Consider the following 16,302-nt stretch of genomic DNA (forward strand, 5'->3'; position numbering starts at 1 on the left):
CCGGCCAATTGGCCGAGGATACCCTCTCGCGCCGCCCGCCAACTCACGGCGCACCGCCGATTCGCCTTATAATCCGCGGCACTACCCATATTTTTCATCATGTCGTCGACCGCCACCTCCCCCCCCAGCGCCGCCACCCTGCTCGCTCCGATCGCCCAAGACATGGAGCAAGTGAACCGCGTGATCCGGCACCGTTTGGCCTCCGAGGTGATGCTGATCAACCAGATCTCGGAATACATCATCGGCGCCGGCGGCAAACGACTGCGCCCTGCGCTGTTGCTGTTGGTCGCCCGAGCACTCGGCGACACGACCAGTCATCGGCATGAATTGGCCGCCGTCGTCGAGTTCATCCATACCGCGACGCTTTTGCATGACGATGTCGTCGATGAATCGGACCTGCGCCGCGGCCGTCAGACAGCCAACGCGTTGTTCGGCAATGCGGCGAGCGTGCTGGTCGGCGACTTCCTATATTCGCGCTCGTTTCAGATGATGGTGGGCGTCGGCAAGATGCGCGTGATGGAGATCCTTGCAGAGGCGACCAACATCATTTCCGAAGGCGAAGTGCTGCAATTGCTGAACATGCACGATGCCGACGTCGACGAAGCGCGCTACATGCAGGTGATCCGCTACAAGACAGCCAAGCTGTTCGAGGCCGCCGCCCAGCTCGGCGCGGTGCTTTCGGGCGCCGACGCCACGATCGAAGCAGCGGCTGCGGAATTCGGCCGCCGGATTGGCACCGCGTTCCAGATCATGGACGACTGGCTCGACTACACCGGCACACCGGAATCGATGGGCAAGAACGCCGGCGACGATCTGCGCGAAGGCAAACCCACGCTGCCGCTCATTTACCTGATCGAGCGCGGCACGCCTGAGCAATCGGCGTTGGCGCGCGAAGCCATTGAGCACGGCGGCACGGATCGTTTCGAAACGATTTTCGAAGCGATTACGCGTTCGGGCGCGCTCGATCACACGCTCCAGTGCGCCCGTCAGGAAGCGCAGGCAGCCGCAGCCGCGATTTCTTCGTTTCCTGATTCCATTTACAAAGAAAGCCTGCTAGAATTATGTTCTTACTCGACGACGAGGCAGTCTTAATCGAGACTAAATGGTCGCCGGAGTCCAAATCGGGGTGTAGCTTAGCCTGGTAGAGCGCTACGTTCGGGACGTAGAGGCCGGAGGTTCGAATCCTCTCACCCCGACCAGATTTTGAAAAACCGCGCACGTGATGCGCGGTTTTTTTTCGTCCAGCCGTCGCGGCTTTGCCCGGCCACGAAGGCCCTGCAGCGTAGCCGTCCGCACTAGCCTTTTGGCCGATTCGGCGCGTCGCGCTGCTCTGCTATATTCTCGCCATCCCCCTTTTCCTCGACACCGCGTGGAACAATTCCCGTTATGGGCGCAGGTTTGCGCCGTCTTCCTGCTGCTTTTCTGCTCCAGTTTCTTCTCGATCTCCGAGACGGCGATGATGGCGCTCAACCGCCATCGCCTGAAGTACCTGACGACCAAAGGCACGCTCGGCGCAAAAACGACGCAAAGCCTGCTGTCGCGCACCGACCAATTGCTCGGCGTGATCCTGATCGGCAATAACCTGTTCAACACGATCATCCCGGTCCTGACAACGTCGATTGCGATACATACGTTCGGGCACGACAACCTCGTGCTGTCGATCGCGACCGGTATCGTCGCGTTCCTGATCATCGTGTTTGCGGAAATCACGCCGAAGATCGTCGGCGCGACCTACCCGGAAAAAATCGCGCTGCCGGCGAGCCTGATCATCGCGCCATTAATACGCGTGCTGCGCCCGATCGTCTGGTTCGTCAACCTGTTCGCGAACGCGATTCTGAGCGTGCTGCACATCAATACAAAGGGCGGGCGCGACCAGCGTCTGTCCACCGAGGAGCTGCGCACGATCGTGCTCGAGTCCGGCAGCTTCATGCCGACCAAGCACCGCAGCATCCTGTTGAATCTGTTCGACCTCGAGAACATATCCGTCGACGACGTGATGATTCCGCGCCGCCGGATCGAAGCGCTCGATTTCGACGCGCCGTTCGAAGACATCCTCCACCAGCTCGAAACCTGCTATCACAACAAGCTGATCGTCTATCAGGGCGATATCGACCGCGTGCTCGGCGTGCTCCATGTGCGCAAGACACTGGCCGCACTGCATAACCAGGAGCTCGAGCGCGAAACGCTGCGCGAACTGCTTGCCGAGCCGTATTTCGTGCCCTCTGGCACGCCCGTGTTCCAGCAGCTCCAGTATTTCCAGGAAAGCCGGCACCGTACGGCGCTCGTCGTCAACGAATATGGCGAACTGCAAGGGCTCGTCACGCCCGAAGACATCATCGAGGAGCTGATCGGCGAATTCACGACGTCGATTCCGCGCAGCGCCAGTTCGCGAAGCGGCTGGAACGAGGACGGCGAATGCATCGTCGCGGGCAGCATGCCGTTGCGCGAGCTGAACCGCTGGCTGCATTTGACCCTGCCCACCGACGGGCCGAAGACGCTGAACGGCTTGATTCTCGAAGCGCTCGAAGAAATTCCGGAAGGAGACGTCTGCTTGCAGGTCAGCGGTGTTCGACTCGAAGTGCTGCGCAGCGACGATCAAGCGGTTCGCACCGTCAAGATCTTCAAGCCGGGTGTCGCGAACTCGGCTAAGACCGCGAAGTCCGCACTCGACTAGCCGTTCGGCCGACTGCCGGCCCAATCCCGCCCGCGCGATGATGGTCTCATCGTGTTCTACAGGCGGCGCATTGCCGGCATCCCATGTCATCGAACCTCGGCTCCGTTTTGCGAGCCACGCCGGCTACCTTCACTACGTCGGAGCCGCCCGAGTCATCGTCTCAACTAAACGAGGCCGGCGACACGCCTGCCGTTCGGCTCCTGGCAGAGATCCTGCAAGACGCGTCGCAGCGCAATGCGTCGGACCTCCACATCGAGCCGGCCGAACGCGGCTGGCGCGTCCGCTTGCGAATCGACGGCGTGCTGCATGAAATCGCGCGACCGCCTGCCCATTTGCGCGATGCGTTTGTCACGCGGATCAAAGTGCTTGCGAGGCTCGACATCGCCGAGCGCAGAGTGCCGCAAGACGGACGCTTGAGGCTCGCAGTGACACCGGGCAAGGTCGAGGACTATCGCGTCAACTCGCTGCCGACACTCTTTGGCGAAAAGCTCGTGCTGCGCCGTCTCGATGGACTCCCTCCGGACCTCTCGCTTGATTCGCTCGGCCTCGATGCGCGGCAAGCCGCGATCGTCGACGCGGCAATCCGGGCGCCGCACGGCCTCATGCTCGTAACCGGCCCGACCGGCAGTGGCAAGACCTTGTCGCTGTACTGCTTTCTGCAAATGCTCAACGCCGAATCGCGCAACGTGTGCTCGGTCGAAGATCCCGCCGAGATCCAACTCGCGGGCATCAACCAGGTCAGCGTGCGCGAAAAAGCCGGGCTCACGTTTGCCGTCGCGCTGAGAGCGTTTTTGCGGCAAGACCCGGACGTCATCATGGTCGGCGAGATCCGCGACGAGGAAACCGCCGACGTCGCACTCAAGGCCGCGCAGACAGGCCACCTTGTGCTCTCGACGCTCCACACGAACGACGCGCCAGCCGCGATCACGCGGCTGATCGATATCGGCGTCGCGCCTTACAACCTTGCGGCTGCATTGCGGATCGTGACCGCGCAGCGGCTGGTGCGGCGCTTGTGCGCACATTGCCGGATACCGGCGCCGGAATCGCCGGCAGCGCTGCGTGCGGCTGGCTTTACCGGCGACGACCTAAGTAGCGGCTGGACGCCGTTCAGCGCCAATGGCTGTGTCGCGTGCCACGGCATCGGGTATCGCGGGAGGGTCGGCGTGCATCAGGTGATGCCGGTATCCGACGCGATGCGCGAATTGATCGTTGCCGGCGCGAGCGCGCACGAAGTTGCAAGGCAAGCACGGGACGATGGGGTACTGACGCTGCGCGAGGCAGCGCTCGCGCGTGTGCGCGACGGCACGACGAGCCTCGCCGAAGCGTTTAGCGCGACGGAGGCAGCATGAGCGCACCTGCTCCGCACGCGACATCCGAGCTTCGCTTTTTCTGGAGCGGAGTCCAAACCGACGGCACCCGCAAGCGCGGGACGATCATCGCCCCAGACGCTGCAAGCGCTCGCGTGATGCTCAAGCGCGATCAAATTGTGGTGCTTGAAATCGAAGCACGCGGCAAGGCTACCCGGCCGAAAGCAAAAGCCAGCGAAGTGACGTCTTTCACCCGGCAATTGGCGAGCCTGCTTCGAGCGGGTCTGCCACTCGCGCCGTCGCTCGAACTGATCGCGCAAACACCGAGCCGCAGCGGCATGCCGCGGATCGTCGGCGACCTCGCCCGGCAGATCGCCGCCGGTGCGAGCTTTTCCGGGGCCCTCTCGCACTACGCCAAACAATTCGACGCGCTCTATTGCCAGCTTGTCGCGGTGGGCGAAACCTCCGGCGCACTCGCGGCGGTGCTCGCGCGCATCGCCGACGACCGCGAACGCGCCGCCGTCCAGCGCGCGAAAGTGCGCGCCGCGCTGACGTATCCCGTCGCGGTGCTGCTACTCGCCCTCGCCATCACCGCCGCGCTCCTCGTGTGGGTCGTGCCGACTTTCAAGCAGATTTTCGACGGCTTCGGCGCCCAGCTTCCCGCGCCAACCCTGCTCGTGCTCGCGCTCTCCGATGCCGCGGCGCGATGGTCCGGGCCTGCGCTCGCCGTCATCGTCACGACCGGTTTTGTCGTCGCCAACGGGCTGCGTCGCTCCGAAACCGTCCGCGCCTCGTTCGATCGCTTGACGCTTCGGCTCCCGATTGTCGGACCCGTACTTGCCACGCTCGCCGCCGCCCGCTGGAGCCGGGCCCTCGGCACGCTCCTCACGGCCGGCACGCCGCTGGCCGATGCGTTCGACTCGCTCACGCACGCCACCGGCAATACGGTCTTCGATCTCGCGACCGTCGATATCGCGGCGCGGCTGCGACGCGGCGAGCGGCTCGCGGCGGCCATGCGCGCGTCGCACTGTTTTCCGCAGCAGGTCGTGCAGCCGATCGCCGTCGCCGAGGAATCGGGTGCGCTCGATGCGATGCTCCTCGACGTCGCCACGCTCGCCGACCGTCAGGTAGACGAAAAGATCGGACTGCTGGCAAGCCTGTGCGAGCCGCTCATCGTCATCGTTCTCGGTGCGTTGGTTGGGGGGCTGGTGGTCGCGCTCTATCTCCCCATCATTCAGCTCGGCAACGTGGTGTAGCATCCAGCCCAATCCAACCGTAAGTTTCGACTGGTACTCAGCCTGTGTACGATCTCTCTCTAAGCGATCCGCTCGCCCGCCATGCGGCCGGCTTGAGCGCCGCCTTCGGCGCGTTGCCGACCGGCGTGCAGTTCGCCTTCGCCATCGCGCTGGGCCTCGTGATCGGCAGCTTTCTGAACGTCGTCGCGCACCGTCTGCCAATCATGCTCGAACGCGCTTGGCGCACGGAAGTCAGCGACACGACGGGTGTTCCGCCCGCGGACGACGGCCTGCCCGCGCGCTACAACCTGTGCGTGCCGCGCAGCGCGTGCCCGCATTGCGGCCACGTGTTGAGTGCGTGGGAAAACATCCCTGTTATCAGCTACCTGTTGCTGCGAGGACGCTGTTCGCAATGCAAGACCTCAGTCAGCGTCCGCTACCCGCTGATCGAACTCGCGAGTGCTGCGCTCGCTGCGCTCGCGCTGTGGTCGTTCGGGCCGTCGTTCGCGGCGCTCGCCGCGTTCGGCCTCTGCGCCATGCTTCTCGCAATGAGCGCGATCGATATCGACACCCGACTGCTGCCCGATTCGATGACTCTGCCGCTCTTGTGGGCCGGACTCATCGTGAACTTCTGCGATACCTTTGTGAGCTTGCGCGCCGGGGTCGTCGGCGCGATCGCGGGCTACCTCTTTCTGTGGTGCGTCTACTGGCTGTTCAGGCTCGTGCGCGGCGTGGAGGGCATGGGCTACGGAGACTTCAAGCTGCTCGCTGCGATCGGGGCGTGGCTAGGCTGGACTGCGTTGCCGCAAGTCGTGTTGATCGCGGCCGTGACGGGCGCCATCGTCGGGATCGCGGCGACTTTGACCGGCCGCATGCGCTTCGAGGAGCCGCTGCCGTTCGGTCCGTTCCTTGCTGCAGGGGGCGCCGTGACGCTTTTTCTCGGCACCCCGCTCTATCATGCGTTCGGAGGCTGAGCCATGTTTGCTGTGGGACTGACTGGCGGCATCGGCAGCGGCAAGACAACGGTCGCCGACCTGTTCGCAGCGCACGGCGTGCCGATCGTCGACACGGATCTCATCGCGCACCGCATCACCGCGCCGAACGGCGCCGCGATGGCGCTGATCACGAAGGAGTTCGGCGCAGAGTTCGTGACAACCGATGGAGCGCTCGACCGCGCCAAAATGCGCGCGCTGATTTTCAGCGACAACACGGCGAAAGCGCGTCTCGAAGCGATTACTCATCCGCTGATTCGCGCTGAAACCGAGCGCGAGCGCAACGCGGCAACGGGACCGTATCTCATCATCGTCGTGCCGCTGCTTGTCGAATCAGGCACGTGGAAAGCGCGGGTCGACCGCGTGCTGACCGTCGATTGCAGCGTCGATACGCAAATCGAGCGCGTCATGCGCCGCAACGCCTTCACGCGCGAACAGGTGCTGGCCATCATCGACAAACAGGCCACGCGAGAGGCGCGCCTAGCCGCCGCCAACGACGTGATCGTCAACGAAGCCGCGCCGCTCGAAGAACTCACAGCACGCGTGGCACGCTTGCATCACGAATACCTCGCGCTGGCCGGAACGCCCTCCGCTTAGCATCGTCTAAAGACAACGCCCGCATACGCCGATAAATGTTCTGAACAGTCGCGCCAGATTCAACATCTGCCGGCAAGATGACAAAAAAGTGTGTGATTGCGGGGGTAGTCCTGCGGCATTAGAATGTCCTGCAATTCCTTCATCGACAACACCAGGGGCGAGCGCGCTTGATCCTTTACGAGTATCCGTTCAACGAACGAATCCGCACGCTGCTGCGCCTCGAAGATTTGTTCGAGCGCTTTACGTTCTTCCTGACTCAAGACGACGCGAGGGAACATCACGTCGCGCTTACGACGCTGTTCGAAATCGCGGAAGTCACGGGCCGTGCGGATCTGAAATCGGATCTGATGAAGGAACTCGAACGCCAGCGCCAAACGCTTGCGCCCTTCCGCGGCAATCCCGGTATCGAACAAAACGCACTCGAAGCGGTGCTCGGCGAAATCGAGCAGACGCTTGCAAGCCTTGCGCAAATGCAAGGTAAAACCGGCCAACATCTGGCCGACAACGAATGGCTCGCGAGCATCCGGAGCCGTGCAATCATTCCGGGCGGCACCTGCAAATTCGATTTGCCGTCGTACTACGCGTGGCAACAACTGCATCCTGATCAACGCCGCGAAGACATCGCCAAGTGGATCATGCCGCTGCTGCCGCTGCGCGACGCGGCCATGATCGTGCTGCGTCTCGCACGCGAGTCAGGCCAGGCATCGAAAGTGATGGCGATGCAAGGCAGCTATCAGCAAATGTTGTCCGGCCGGACTTATCAATTGATGCAGGTACGCGTGTCGCCGGAACTGCGGATGATCCCCGAAGCGAGCGCCAACAAGTACATGCTCTGGGTTCGCTTCACCGTGCAGGACGGAAACTTGCGGCCGCGTGCAGTCGATGTCGACGTGCCGTTCCAGCTCACGCTCTGCAGCCTGTAACCGCTACAAAACGCCTGAACGTATGACCACTGTTGTGAAATGCCCGACTTGCGGCAAACCTGTCCGCTGGGTTCCGGAAAACCGCTTTCGCCCGTTCTGCTCCGAGCGCTGCAAACAAATCGATCTTGGCGCCTGGGCCAACGAGAAGTACAAGATCGGCGGCACCGACGAAGAACCGCCTTCCGACGATACCTCGCGCGGCGACCTCAACTAGTTCAACTGTAAGAAGAGAACGCTCTCTTCGTCGGGCTGACGGCGCTGCGCCGCCAGCGTCTTGCCTTACGAAGCGAAACCAGCCAGCCGCCTCAATCGGCGGCCAGCAGATCCAGAACCGGAATCGCTGCCGGAAGCAGCGGCTCGACGGCCACCGGCAGCCGTTCCCAGCTGAATGCCTGCCCTTCGCGGCCGTGCGGCTCACCGGTCCAACCCGTCACTTTGCAGAAGTAAAGGCGGACGTACGCATGCGGATAGTCGTGCTCGAGCGTATGCCAAAGGTGGCACTCGGTGACGACGATACCCAGCTCCTCGTGCAATTCGCGCTCGAGCGCCGCTTCGACCGTTTCGCCCGGCTCGAGCTTGCCGCCCGGAAACTCCCAATAACCTTCGTAGGGTTTGCCAGCCGGGCGCTGCGCGAGCAAGTACCGGCCGTCCGGCTGCACGAGCACGCCGACGGCGACCTCGGTCACGGGACGCGACGGCGCCGCTGCGCCGTCCTGAGTCTTCACGTCGCCCGTCGTCATGCCTGCGCCTTCCGGCCCGACCAGTCGCGCGCGAACTGCCATGCGACACGGCCCGAGCGCGATCCGCGCTCCAGCGCCCAGACGAGCGCATCGCCGCGCGCGCGTTCGACCTCGGCAGCATCGCAGCCGAAATGCTGCAGCCAGTGCGCAACGATTCCCAGATAGTCGTCCTGCTTGAACGGATAGAAGCTGACCCACAGGCCGAAGCGCTCCGACAGCGAGATCTTCTCTTCGACGACTTCGCCCGGATGAATCTCGCCATCGGGCATGTGCTTGTATGTCTCGTTGTCGCTCATGTACTCGGGGAGTAGATGGCGGCGGTTCGACGTGGCATAGATCAACACGTTGTCCGACTGCGCGGCGACCGAGCCGTCGAGCGCCACTTTCAGCGCCTTGTAGCCCGATTCGCCTTCCTCGAACGAGAGGTCATCGCAGAACACGATGAAGCGCTCGGGGCGCTGCGAAATGAGATCGACGATGTCGCCGAGATCGTGCAGATCGTCCTTGTCGACTTCGATCAGGCGCAGGCCGTCGGCCGCGTAGGCGTTCAGGCAGGCCTTGATCAGCGACGATTTGCCCGTGCCGCGCGCGCCCGTCAGCAGCACGTTGTTCGCCGGCTGCTTGTGCACGAACTGGCGCGTGTTCTGTTCGATCAGCGCTTTCTGGCGATCGATGTTTTGCAGGTCGTCGAGCGTGATGTCCGATATGGCGGGCACCGGCTGAAGGTAGCCGCGCCCTTGACGCTTGCGCCAGCGGAAGGCGACCGCCGCCGACCAGTCGATTTGCGGCGCCGCCGGCGGCAGCATCGCTTCGAGGCGTCCGAGCAGTGCTTCGGCGCGAGTCAGGAAATGTTCGAGTTTATCCATGGTGACATGCGTTCGAGGGCACAGGCCCAGGCGGACCCGCGCCCTCGATCAATCAGGAACGGTAGTCGGCGTTGATGCTCACGTAATCGTGCGACAGGTCACACGTCCAGATCGTCGCCTGCGCATCGCCGCGGCCCAGCAGCACGCGAATCGTGATCTCGCTTTGCTTCATCACGCGCTGGCCGTCTTCTTCGCGGTAGTCGGGGTTGCGCCCGCCTTGTTTGGCGACGAGCACATCGTCGAGGTAGAGATCGATTTTCTCGACATCGAGATCCGTGACGCCCGCGTAGCCGATCGCCGCGAGGATGCGGCCGAGGTTGGGGTCCGATGCGTAAAAGGCCGTCTTCACGAGCGGCGAGTGGCCGATCGCGTAAGCGATCTGGCGGCATTCGGGAACGTTCGAGCCGCCTTCGACTTGCACCGTCATGAACTTCGTCGCGCCTTCGCCATCGCGCACGATCAGTTGGGCGAGCGTCTGCGCGACTTCCGTCACGGCGTCGCGCAATGCGGCGTATGCGGCAGAATCGGTCGACGTCACAGCCGGCAGGCTCGATTTACCCGACGCGATCAGGATGAACGAATCGTTCGTCGACGTATCGCCATCGATCGTGATGCAGTTGAACGAGCGGTCGGCGACGTGCTTCACGAGCGCGTCGAGCACCGGCTGCGAAACGGCTGCGTCGAAGGCGAGGAAGCCGAGCATCGTCGCCATGTTCGGCTTGATCATGCCGGCGCCCTTGCTGATGCCGGTAAGGGTGACCGTGTGGCCGTCGATCGTCACTTGGCGCGAAGCGGCCTTCGGCAAGGTGTCGGTCGTCATGATCGCTTGCGCGGCGTCGTACCAGTGCGCGGCCTGGCGATTTTCGAGCGCGGCGGGCAGACCGGCCTTCAGGCGGTCGATCGGCAGCGGCTCGAGAATCACGCCCGTCGAAAACGGCAGCACTTGCTCCGGCGCGATGCCAGCCAGGCGCGCGAGCTCCACGCAGGTTTCGCGTGCGTTCGCGAGACCCGGCTCGCCCGTGCCCGCGTTTGCGTTTCCGGTGTTCACGACGAGCGCACGAATGCCTTTGCCGCCCGCGCGCACGCGATCGAGATGCTCGCGGCACACCGTCACCGGCGCCGCGCAAAAGCGATTCGACGTGAATATGCCTGCCACAGTCGCACCTTCGTCGACGGAAATCACGAGGACATCCTTGCGATTCGGCTTGCGGATATTCGCTTCCGCCCAACCGAGCGTGACGCCGGCGACAGAGTGCAGTTGCTCGGGAGCGATCGAGGGGAAATTGACAGCCATGGTCGGGACCTATCGGACGGTGAAATGCCGGCTCATGGCGCGAATGCGGAGAGAACCGGCATCGACTGGTCGAGGCTGGCGGCTCGCGGAACAGCCGAACCGCCACGGAATCACGGATGCTCGTTGCGCGCACGACCCGTGATCGAACGTTCGCGCGAGAGCGAAGGGCTGCGCACAAACGAAACGGCGCGCATTATGCGCGCCGTTTTCGCTGTTACGCAAGCTTGCCGTGGCACTGCTTGTACTTCTTGCCGCTACCGCACGGGCAGGGATCGTTGCGGCCTACTTTCGGCATGCCGTCGGCGGACGGCGCGGCGCCAGCGGGCGCGTGCGCACCATGGCTCATGGCCTGGCTGACCATCTCGGTGGCGGCATCGGCCGCGACCACGCCGCCTGCTGCCGCAGCGCCCGCTTCGGCGAACTCCGCGTGGCGGAATTCGACGTTCTCCAGATGGCTGCCCTGCTCTTCGAGCTGCTCGGCGGCCTGCTCAAGTTGCTCCGGCGACTGGATCTGCACGTTCATCACGATGCGCGTGACTTCCGTCTTCACCACGTTGAGCAGCGCCTCAAACAGCTCGAACGCCTCGCGCTTGTATTCCTGCTTCGGATTCTTCTGCGCATAGCCGCGCAGGTGGATGCCCTGACGCAAGTGGTCGAGCGCGGCGAGGTGCTCGCGCCAGCAGCGATCGAGCGTCTGCAGCATGATCGAACGCTCGAACGCGCTGAACGATTCGCGGCCGACCAGGCCGACCTTCGTCTCGTAGTTCTCGTCGGCGGCGGAGACCACGGCTTCGAGAATCTCGTCGGCGCTGATCGATTGCGATTCGTTGATCATTTCCTGAATCGCGAGATCGAGCTGCCAGTCGTTGCGCAGCACTTCTTCGAGTTCCGGCGCCCGCCATTGCTCTTCGATGCTGCCCGCCGGAATGAACTCGTGAACCACATCGCCGACCACGGCCTGGCGCATCGCACCGATCGTTTCGGCGATATCGTGCGCTTCGAGCAATTCGTTGCGCTGCTGATAGATCACCTTGCGCTGATCGTTCGACACATCGTCGTATTCGAGCAATTGCTTACGAATATCGAAGTTGCGAGCCTCGACCTTGCGCTGCGCCGATTCGATCGAGCGCGTGACGATGCCCGCTTCGATCGCTTCGCCTTCCGGCATCTTGAGGCGGTCCATGATCGCGCGCACGCGGTCGCCCGCGAAAATGCGCAAGAGCGGATCTTCGAGCGACAAGAAGAACCGCGACGAACCCGGGTCGCCCTGACGGCCGGCACGGCCGCGCAGCTGGTTGTCGATCCGGCGAGATTCGTGACGCTCGGTGCCAATGATGTGCAGGCCGCCAGCCGCCTTCACCTGGTCGTGAAGCGTCTGCCATTCGTCGTGCAGCTTCTGGATGCGGCTCGCTTTTTCGTCGGCGGGGATTGCCTCGTCGGCCTCGATGAACGCGGCCTGCTTCTCAGCGTTGCCGCCGAGCACGATGTCGGTACCGCGGCCGGCCATGTTGGTTGCAATCGTGATGCGCTGCGGACGCCCTGCTTCGGCCACGATCGCCGCTTCACGCGCGTGCTGCTTCGCGTTCAGCACCTCGTGCGGCAGACCCGCCTTGGTCAGCAGATGCGACAGCACCTCGGAGTTCTCAATCGACGTCGTGCCGACCAGCACCGGCTGACCGCGCTCGAAGCATTCGCGGATATCGCGAATCACGGCGTCATAGCGTTCCTTCGCGGTCTTGTAGATCTGATCTTGCTTGTCGATCCGCTTGGGCGGCCGGTTGGTCGGGATGACGACCGTTTCGAGCCCGTAGATCTCGTTGAATTCGTACGCTTCGGTGTCGGCCGTGCCGGTCATGCCCGAGAGCTTCGAATACATGCGGAAGTAGTTCTGGAACGTGATCGAGGCGAGCGTCTGGTTTTCGCTCTGGATCTTCACGTGCTCCTTCGCTTCGACGGCCTGGTGCAGACCATCCGACCAGCGGCGGCCCACCATCAGACGACCCGTGAATTCATCGACGATGATGACTTCGTTGTTCTGCACGACATAGTGCTGGTCGCGGAAGAACAGCGTGTGCGCGCGCAGCGCGGCGTACACGTGGTGCATCAGCGTGATGTTCTGCGGCGCGTAGAGGCTTTCGCCCTCGCCGATCAGGCCCCACTCCGCGAGCATGCGCTCGGCTTTTTCGTGGCCCGATTCGGTCAGGAACACCTGGCGGCCCTTTTCGTCGAGCGTGTAGTCGCCCGGCTTCTCGACGCCCGTGCCGTCCGCCTTCTCTTCGCCGATCTGACGCTCGAGCAGCGGCGGCAGCGCGTTCATGCGCACGTAGAGCTCGGTGTGATCTTCGGCCTGGCCCGAGATGATGAGCGGCGTACGCGCCTCGTCGATCAGGATCGAGTCCACTTCGTCGACGACCGCGAAATTGAGCGGCCGCTGCACGCGCGCGTCGGTCTCGTAGACCATGTTGTCGCGCAGGTAGTCGAAGCCGAATTCGTTGTTCGTGCCGTAAGTGATGTCCGACGCGTAGGCCTTCTGCTTCGACTCGTGATCCATCTGCGACAGGTTGATGCCGACGGAGAGACCCAGGAAGTTGTACAGCTTGCCCATCCACTCGGCGTCACGCTGAGCGAGGTAATCGTTGACGGTCACGACGTGCACGCCGCGGCCCGACAGCGCGTTCAGGTACGCCGCAAGCGTCGCGACGAGCGTCTTGCCTTCGCCCGTGCGCATTTCGGCGATCTTGCCGTAGTGGAGCACCATGCCGCCGATCAACTGCACGTCGAAGTGGCGCATCTTGAGCACGCGGCGGCTCGCCTCGCGGCAGACCGCGAACGCCTCCGGCAGCAGCTTGTCGAGCGATTCGCCGCTTGCGACACGCTGGCGGAACTCACCCGTCTTCGCGCGCAATTGGTCGTCCGTCAGCTGCTCGATCTGCGTCTCGAGCGCGTTGATCGCCTCGACGGTCTTTTGGTATTGCTTGACGAGGCGCTGGTTGCGGCTGCCAAAGATTTTTTGGAGAAAACCGGTGGTCATCGGATCGGGTTTGCGTCGCGGCTTCGGACAGGGTCGCACAAACGGTGCGCCCGGTTTCGGCGGGCCTCGGCGGCTTATTCCATGATTGAATTCGAATCGGGCATTTTATCACGCGGGGATGCTTCCGCCTGCGTCTGCGGCTAGACAGCAGTGTCCGCGCCGGCTCTCGCTCACGCCCTTGCGAGCGCTGCGGCGCCAACGGTTGCGCGCCCCGCGCGCGGTACAATGCGCGCATCGTCGCACGCATACGCCGCGACTGGGTGACACGAGTGTGAAATGAGCCGTTTTTCGTCGTTTTCAAGGCCGTTTGGGCCGCGTCGGCCACAGCCTGTCGCCGAGGTTTTGAGTCGCACCGATGCCTTCGCCGCCCTGCGCGCGGGCGTCGAGCAAATTGCCGCGCTCGAACGTGATCTCAAGCAACTGTTGCCCAGTTATTTGGCGACGAGTGTCGAACCGGGCTTTATCAAGGACGGCGTCCTGTCCCTTTTTGCCGCGCACAACGCGCTCGCTGCACGCCTGCGGCATCTCGAACCGACGCTGCTCTCCGAGCTTCAGCAACGCGGCTGGGCCGTCAACACGCTGAAAGTGCGCGTCCGGCCCCAGCCGGTAAAAGAGCCGCCACCCATCAAGCAGGCCCGCATGACGCCGGCAGGCGCCGACGCGCTGCGCGAATTGAGCGAAACGCTCACCCCGTCCCCCTTGCAAGCGGCGCTCGCGAAGATGGCCGCGCGCCATCGGAAACCGCGCGACGAAAAAAAATGAGCGGTCCGGTGGGACCGCTCATTTCTTGATCTTCGTCAGAGGCGCCGCTCGTATCGCGAGCGCCCCAATCACAACAATCAGGCAAACGCCGTCTGTGCTTCGTAACCGAAACCTCGCGGGGCGTGCTTCACGTCGTCGAACGTGACGAGTTCGTACGCATCCTCGTGCGCGAGCAACTCGCGCAACAGCGCGTTGTTCAAGCCGTGGCCCGATTTGTACGCCGTGTACGACGCGAGCAGCGGATGGCCGACCACGTACAAATCGCCGATCGCGTCGAGCATCTTGTGCTTCACGAACTCGTCGTCGTAGCGCAGGCCATCGTTGTTCAGGATGCGGTATTCGTCGAGCACGATCGCGTTATCCATGCTGCCGCCGCGCGCGAGGCCCAGCTCGCGCATCATCTCGACTTCGTGCGCAAAGCCGAACGTGCGCGCACGCGCGATGTCGCGGACGTACGAGGTGTTGGCGAAGTCGACTTCCAGCGCCTGACCGGTCTTATCGACGGCCGGGTGGCGGAAATCGATCGTGAACTTGAGCTTGAAGCCGAAGTACGGATCGAGGCGGGCAAATTTGTCGCCATCGCGGATTTCGACCGGCTTCGTGACCTTGATGAATTTCTTCAGCGCGTTCTGCTCTTCGATGCCGGCCGACTGGATCAGGAACACGAACGATGCCGCGCTGCCGTCCATGATCGGGATTTCCTCGGCGGTCACGTCGACGTAGAGGTTGTCGATGCCGAGACCTGCGCAGGCCGACATCAGGTGCTCGACCGTCGAGACCCGCGCGCCGTCCTTCTGCAACACCGAAGCAAGACGCGTATCGCCGATCGACATCGCCGACGCCGGAATATCGACGGGCGTGGGCAGGTCCACGCGCGAAAACACGATGCCCGTGTTTGCGGCGGCGGGGCGAAGCGTCAAGTCGACCTTCCGGCCAGAATGCAGGCCGATGCCGACCGTCTTGACGATCGATTTGATAGTGCGTTGCTTCAGCATGGTGATTTCTATTCGATTGAGAATCCCAATCGGGATTTTGATTCCATAGGTCGGATTATACTCCATTCGCTTCGCTGCAACGCGGAATGGACGTTTCAAACTGTTTCTTTGAATTACCCGCTCGAGAATGCGGAGCGGGCCGACACCCGGAATGGAGGCATTTCCGGTGCCGGCCCGTGTTACGGCCTGTCATAAAAGTCGGATCAAGCGTTGCCCAAGGGCAACGCCCGGAGGCTTCATGACTGGCTCAGTGTGGCAAGGATGCTGGCCGCATCGCTGACTTCGAACTTGCCGGGTGCCTCGACGAAGAGCGCCTTGACCACGCCGCCGTCGACCACCATTGCGTAGCGCTGGGAACGGATTCCCATGCCCCGCGCCGACAAATCCTGCTCCAGACCGAGCGCCCGAGTGAAAGCTGCGCTTCCGTCCGCCATCATGCGCACCTTGCCCGCGGTGTGCTGATCGCGTCCCCAAGCGCCCATCACGAATGCATCGTTGACGGACACGCACCAGATTTCGTCGATCCCCGCCGCCGCAAAACGCTCGGCGTGCTCGACATAACCCGGCACGTGCTTGGCCGAACACGTCGGCGTGAACGCGCCCGGCAATCCGAAGATCACCACGCGCTTGCCCGCCGTCAGTGCCTGCACCTCGAAGCCGTTCGGCCCGAGAGTACAGCCTGCACGCTCGTCTTCGACAAACTCGAAGAGCGTTGCGTCAGGCAGCTTGTCGCCCACTTGAATCATGCTCGATCCTTCACATCGATGCTGTGCTCATCGACCGGTTCGTTGCCACACGTACTACTCGTAATCGCGCATTATTGCGCGTTTTCCCGCATTGCGCTGAGTGCTCTTCAAAGCTAACGCCGACACTCCGGCCACCCGCG

General features: G+C 63.1%; 15 protein-coding genes and 1 tRNA gene. 10 read left to right on the forward strand and 6 right to left on the reverse strand.

Going from position 1 to position 16,302, the window contains the following annotated elements; genetic code table 11:
• Positions 1-99 precede the first annotated feature (99 nt).
• From AAHK20_RS30850 to yacG, 9 genes are all read left to right on the forward strand, one after another.
• Entirely contained in the window at positions 100-1,092 is a 993-nt protein-coding gene (locus tag AAHK20_RS30850; RefSeq protein WP_449185303.1) for a polyprenyl synthetase family protein, read from the forward strand.
• Positions 1,093-1,122: 30 nt separating this feature from the next.
• Positions 1,123-1,199, forward strand: a tRNA-Pro gene (locus tag AAHK20_RS30855).
• Positions 1,200-1,369: 170 nt separating this feature from the next.
• On the forward strand, positions 1,370-2,674 hold the full coding sequence (locus AAHK20_RS30860) for an HlyC/CorC family transporter (RefSeq protein WP_449185304.1): 1,305 nt from the start codon (positions 1,370-1,372) through the stop codon (positions 2,672-2,674).
• Between the two features lie 83 nt (positions 2,675-2,757).
• Positions 2,758-4,023 (forward strand): GspE/PulE family protein, encoded by a 1,266-nt coding sequence (locus tag AAHK20_RS30865; protein ID WP_449185305.1) that lies wholly within the window; start codon positions 2,758-2,760, stop codon positions 4,021-4,023.
• Positions 4,020-5,237: a type II secretion system F family protein gene (locus AAHK20_RS30870; protein ID WP_449185306.1), complete on the forward strand. Its 1,218-nt coding sequence runs from the start codon at positions 4,020-4,022 to the stop codon at positions 5,235-5,237. The genes AAHK20_RS30865 and AAHK20_RS30870 overlap by 4 nt, the downstream gene beginning before the upstream one ends.
• A gap of 44 nt (positions 5,238-5,281) precedes the next feature.
• Positions 5,282-6,190 (forward strand): prepilin peptidase, encoded by a 909-nt coding sequence (locus tag AAHK20_RS30875; RefSeq protein ID WP_449185307.1) that lies wholly within the window; start codon positions 5,282-5,284, stop codon positions 6,188-6,190.
• Between the two features lie 3 nt (positions 6,191-6,193).
• On the forward strand, positions 6,194-6,805 hold the full coding sequence (gene coaE, locus AAHK20_RS30880) for a dephospho-CoA kinase (RefSeq protein ID WP_449185308.1): 612 nt from the start codon (positions 6,194-6,196) through the stop codon (positions 6,803-6,805).
• A gap of 167 nt (positions 6,806-6,972) precedes the next feature.
• Positions 6,973-7,728 (forward strand): cell division protein ZapD, encoded by a 756-nt coding sequence (zapD, locus tag AAHK20_RS30885; protein ID WP_449185309.1) that lies wholly within the window; start codon positions 6,973-6,975, stop codon positions 7,726-7,728.
• Between the two features lie 22 nt (positions 7,729-7,750).
• Positions 7,751-7,942 (forward strand): DNA gyrase inhibitor YacG, encoded by a 192-nt coding sequence (gene yacG / locus AAHK20_RS30890; protein ID WP_137333902.1) that lies wholly within the window; start codon positions 7,751-7,753, stop codon positions 7,940-7,942.
• A gap of 91 nt (positions 7,943-8,033) precedes the next feature.
• On the opposite strand, the gene AAHK20_RS30895 is transcribed toward yacG, so the two are convergent.
• The 4 genes from AAHK20_RS30895 to secA all read right to left on the reverse strand — a co-directional run bounded on the left by AAHK20_RS30895 (position 8,034) and on the right by secA (position 13,659).
• Positions 8,034-8,468: an NUDIX domain-containing protein gene (locus AAHK20_RS30895; RefSeq protein WP_449185310.1), complete on the reverse strand. Its 435-nt coding sequence runs from the start codon at positions 8,466-8,468 to the stop codon at positions 8,034-8,036.
• Positions 8,465-9,334, reverse strand: coding sequence for an ATP-binding protein (locus tag AAHK20_RS30900; RefSeq protein ID WP_449185311.1), 870 nt, complete (start codon positions 9,332-9,334; stop codon positions 8,465-8,467). The genes AAHK20_RS30895 and AAHK20_RS30900 overlap by 4 nt, the downstream gene beginning before the upstream one ends.
• 52 nt (positions 9,335-9,386) lie before the next feature.
• Complete coding sequence (gene argJ, locus AAHK20_RS30905; protein WP_449185312.1) at positions 9,387-10,628, reverse strand: bifunctional glutamate N-acetyltransferase/amino-acid acetyltransferase ArgJ; 1,242 nt, start codon at positions 10,626-10,628, stop codon at positions 9,387-9,389.
• 214 nt (positions 10,629-10,842) lie between these two features.
• On the reverse strand, positions 10,843-13,659 hold the full coding sequence (gene secA, locus AAHK20_RS30910; RefSeq protein ID WP_449185313.1) for a preprotein translocase subunit SecA: 2,817 nt from the start codon (positions 13,657-13,659) through the stop codon (positions 10,843-10,845).
• Between the two features lie 276 nt (positions 13,660-13,935).
• Between secA and AAHK20_RS30915 the strand changes: the two genes are divergently transcribed.
• Positions 13,936-14,421, forward strand: coding sequence for a DciA family protein (locus AAHK20_RS30915; protein WP_449185314.1), 486 nt, complete (start codon positions 13,936-13,938; stop codon positions 14,419-14,421).
• A gap of 77 nt (positions 14,422-14,498) precedes the next feature.
• Here AAHK20_RS30915 and lpxC read toward each other — a convergent pair whose 3' ends face one another.
• Together lpxC and AAHK20_RS30925 are read right to left on the reverse strand one after the other, a co-directional pair.
• Positions 14,499-15,416, reverse strand: a complete 918-nt coding sequence (lpxC, locus tag AAHK20_RS30920) for a UDP-3-O-acyl-N-acetylglucosamine deacetylase (protein WP_449185315.1) — start codon at positions 15,414-15,416, stop codon at positions 14,499-14,501.
• Between the two features lie 236 nt (positions 15,417-15,652).
• Complete coding sequence (locus AAHK20_RS30925) at positions 15,653-16,162, reverse strand: peroxiredoxin (protein ID WP_449185316.1); 510 nt, start codon at positions 16,160-16,162, stop codon at positions 15,653-15,655.
• Positions 16,163-16,302 lie beyond the last annotated feature (140 nt).

It is taken from the genome of Trinickia camelliae (genome assembly GCF_053525655.1).

Coding starts and splice junctions, on each gene's coding strand:
- AAHK20_RS30850 (WP_449185303.1), top strand. CDS start 100: ATGTCGTCGACCGCCACCTCCCCCCCCAGCGCCGCCACCCTGCTCGCT.
- AAHK20_RS30865 (WP_449185305.1), top strand. CDS start 2,758: ATGTCATCGAACCTCGGCTCCGTTTTGCGAGCCACGCCGGCTACCTTC.
- AAHK20_RS30870 (WP_449185306.1), top strand. CDS start 4,020: ATGAGCGCACCTGCTCCGCACGCGACATCCGAGCTTCGCTTTTTCTGG.
- coaE (WP_449185308.1), top strand. CDS start 6,194: ATGTTTGCTGTGGGACTGACTGGCGGCATCGGCAGCGGCAAGACAACG.
- yacG (WP_137333902.1), top strand. CDS start 7,751: ATGACCACTGTTGTGAAATGCCCGACTTGCGGCAAACCTGTCCGCTGG.
- AAHK20_RS30895 (WP_449185310.1), bottom strand. CDS start 8,468: ATGACGACGGGCGACGTGAAGACTCAGGACGGCGCAGCGGCGCCGTCG.
- AAHK20_RS30900 (WP_449185311.1), bottom strand. CDS start 9,334: ATGGATAAACTCGAACATTTCCTGACTCGCGCCGAAGCACTGCTCGGA.
- argJ (WP_449185312.1), bottom strand. CDS start 10,628: ATGGCTGTCAATTTCCCCTCGATCGCTCCCGAGCAACTGCACTCTGTC.
- secA (WP_449185313.1), bottom strand. CDS start 13,659: ATGACCACCGGTTTTCTCCAAAAAATCTTTGGCAGCCGCAACCAGCGC.
- AAHK20_RS30915 (WP_449185314.1), top strand. CDS start 13,936: ATGAGCCGTTTTTCGTCGTTTTCAAGGCCGTTTGGGCCGCGTCGGCCA.
- lpxC (WP_449185315.1), bottom strand. CDS start 15,416: ATGCTGAAGCAACGCACTATCAAATCGATCGTCAAGACGGTCGGCATC.
- AAHK20_RS30925 (WP_449185316.1), bottom strand. CDS start 16,162: ATGATTCAAGTGGGCGACAAGCTGCCTGACGCAACGCTCTTCGAGTTT.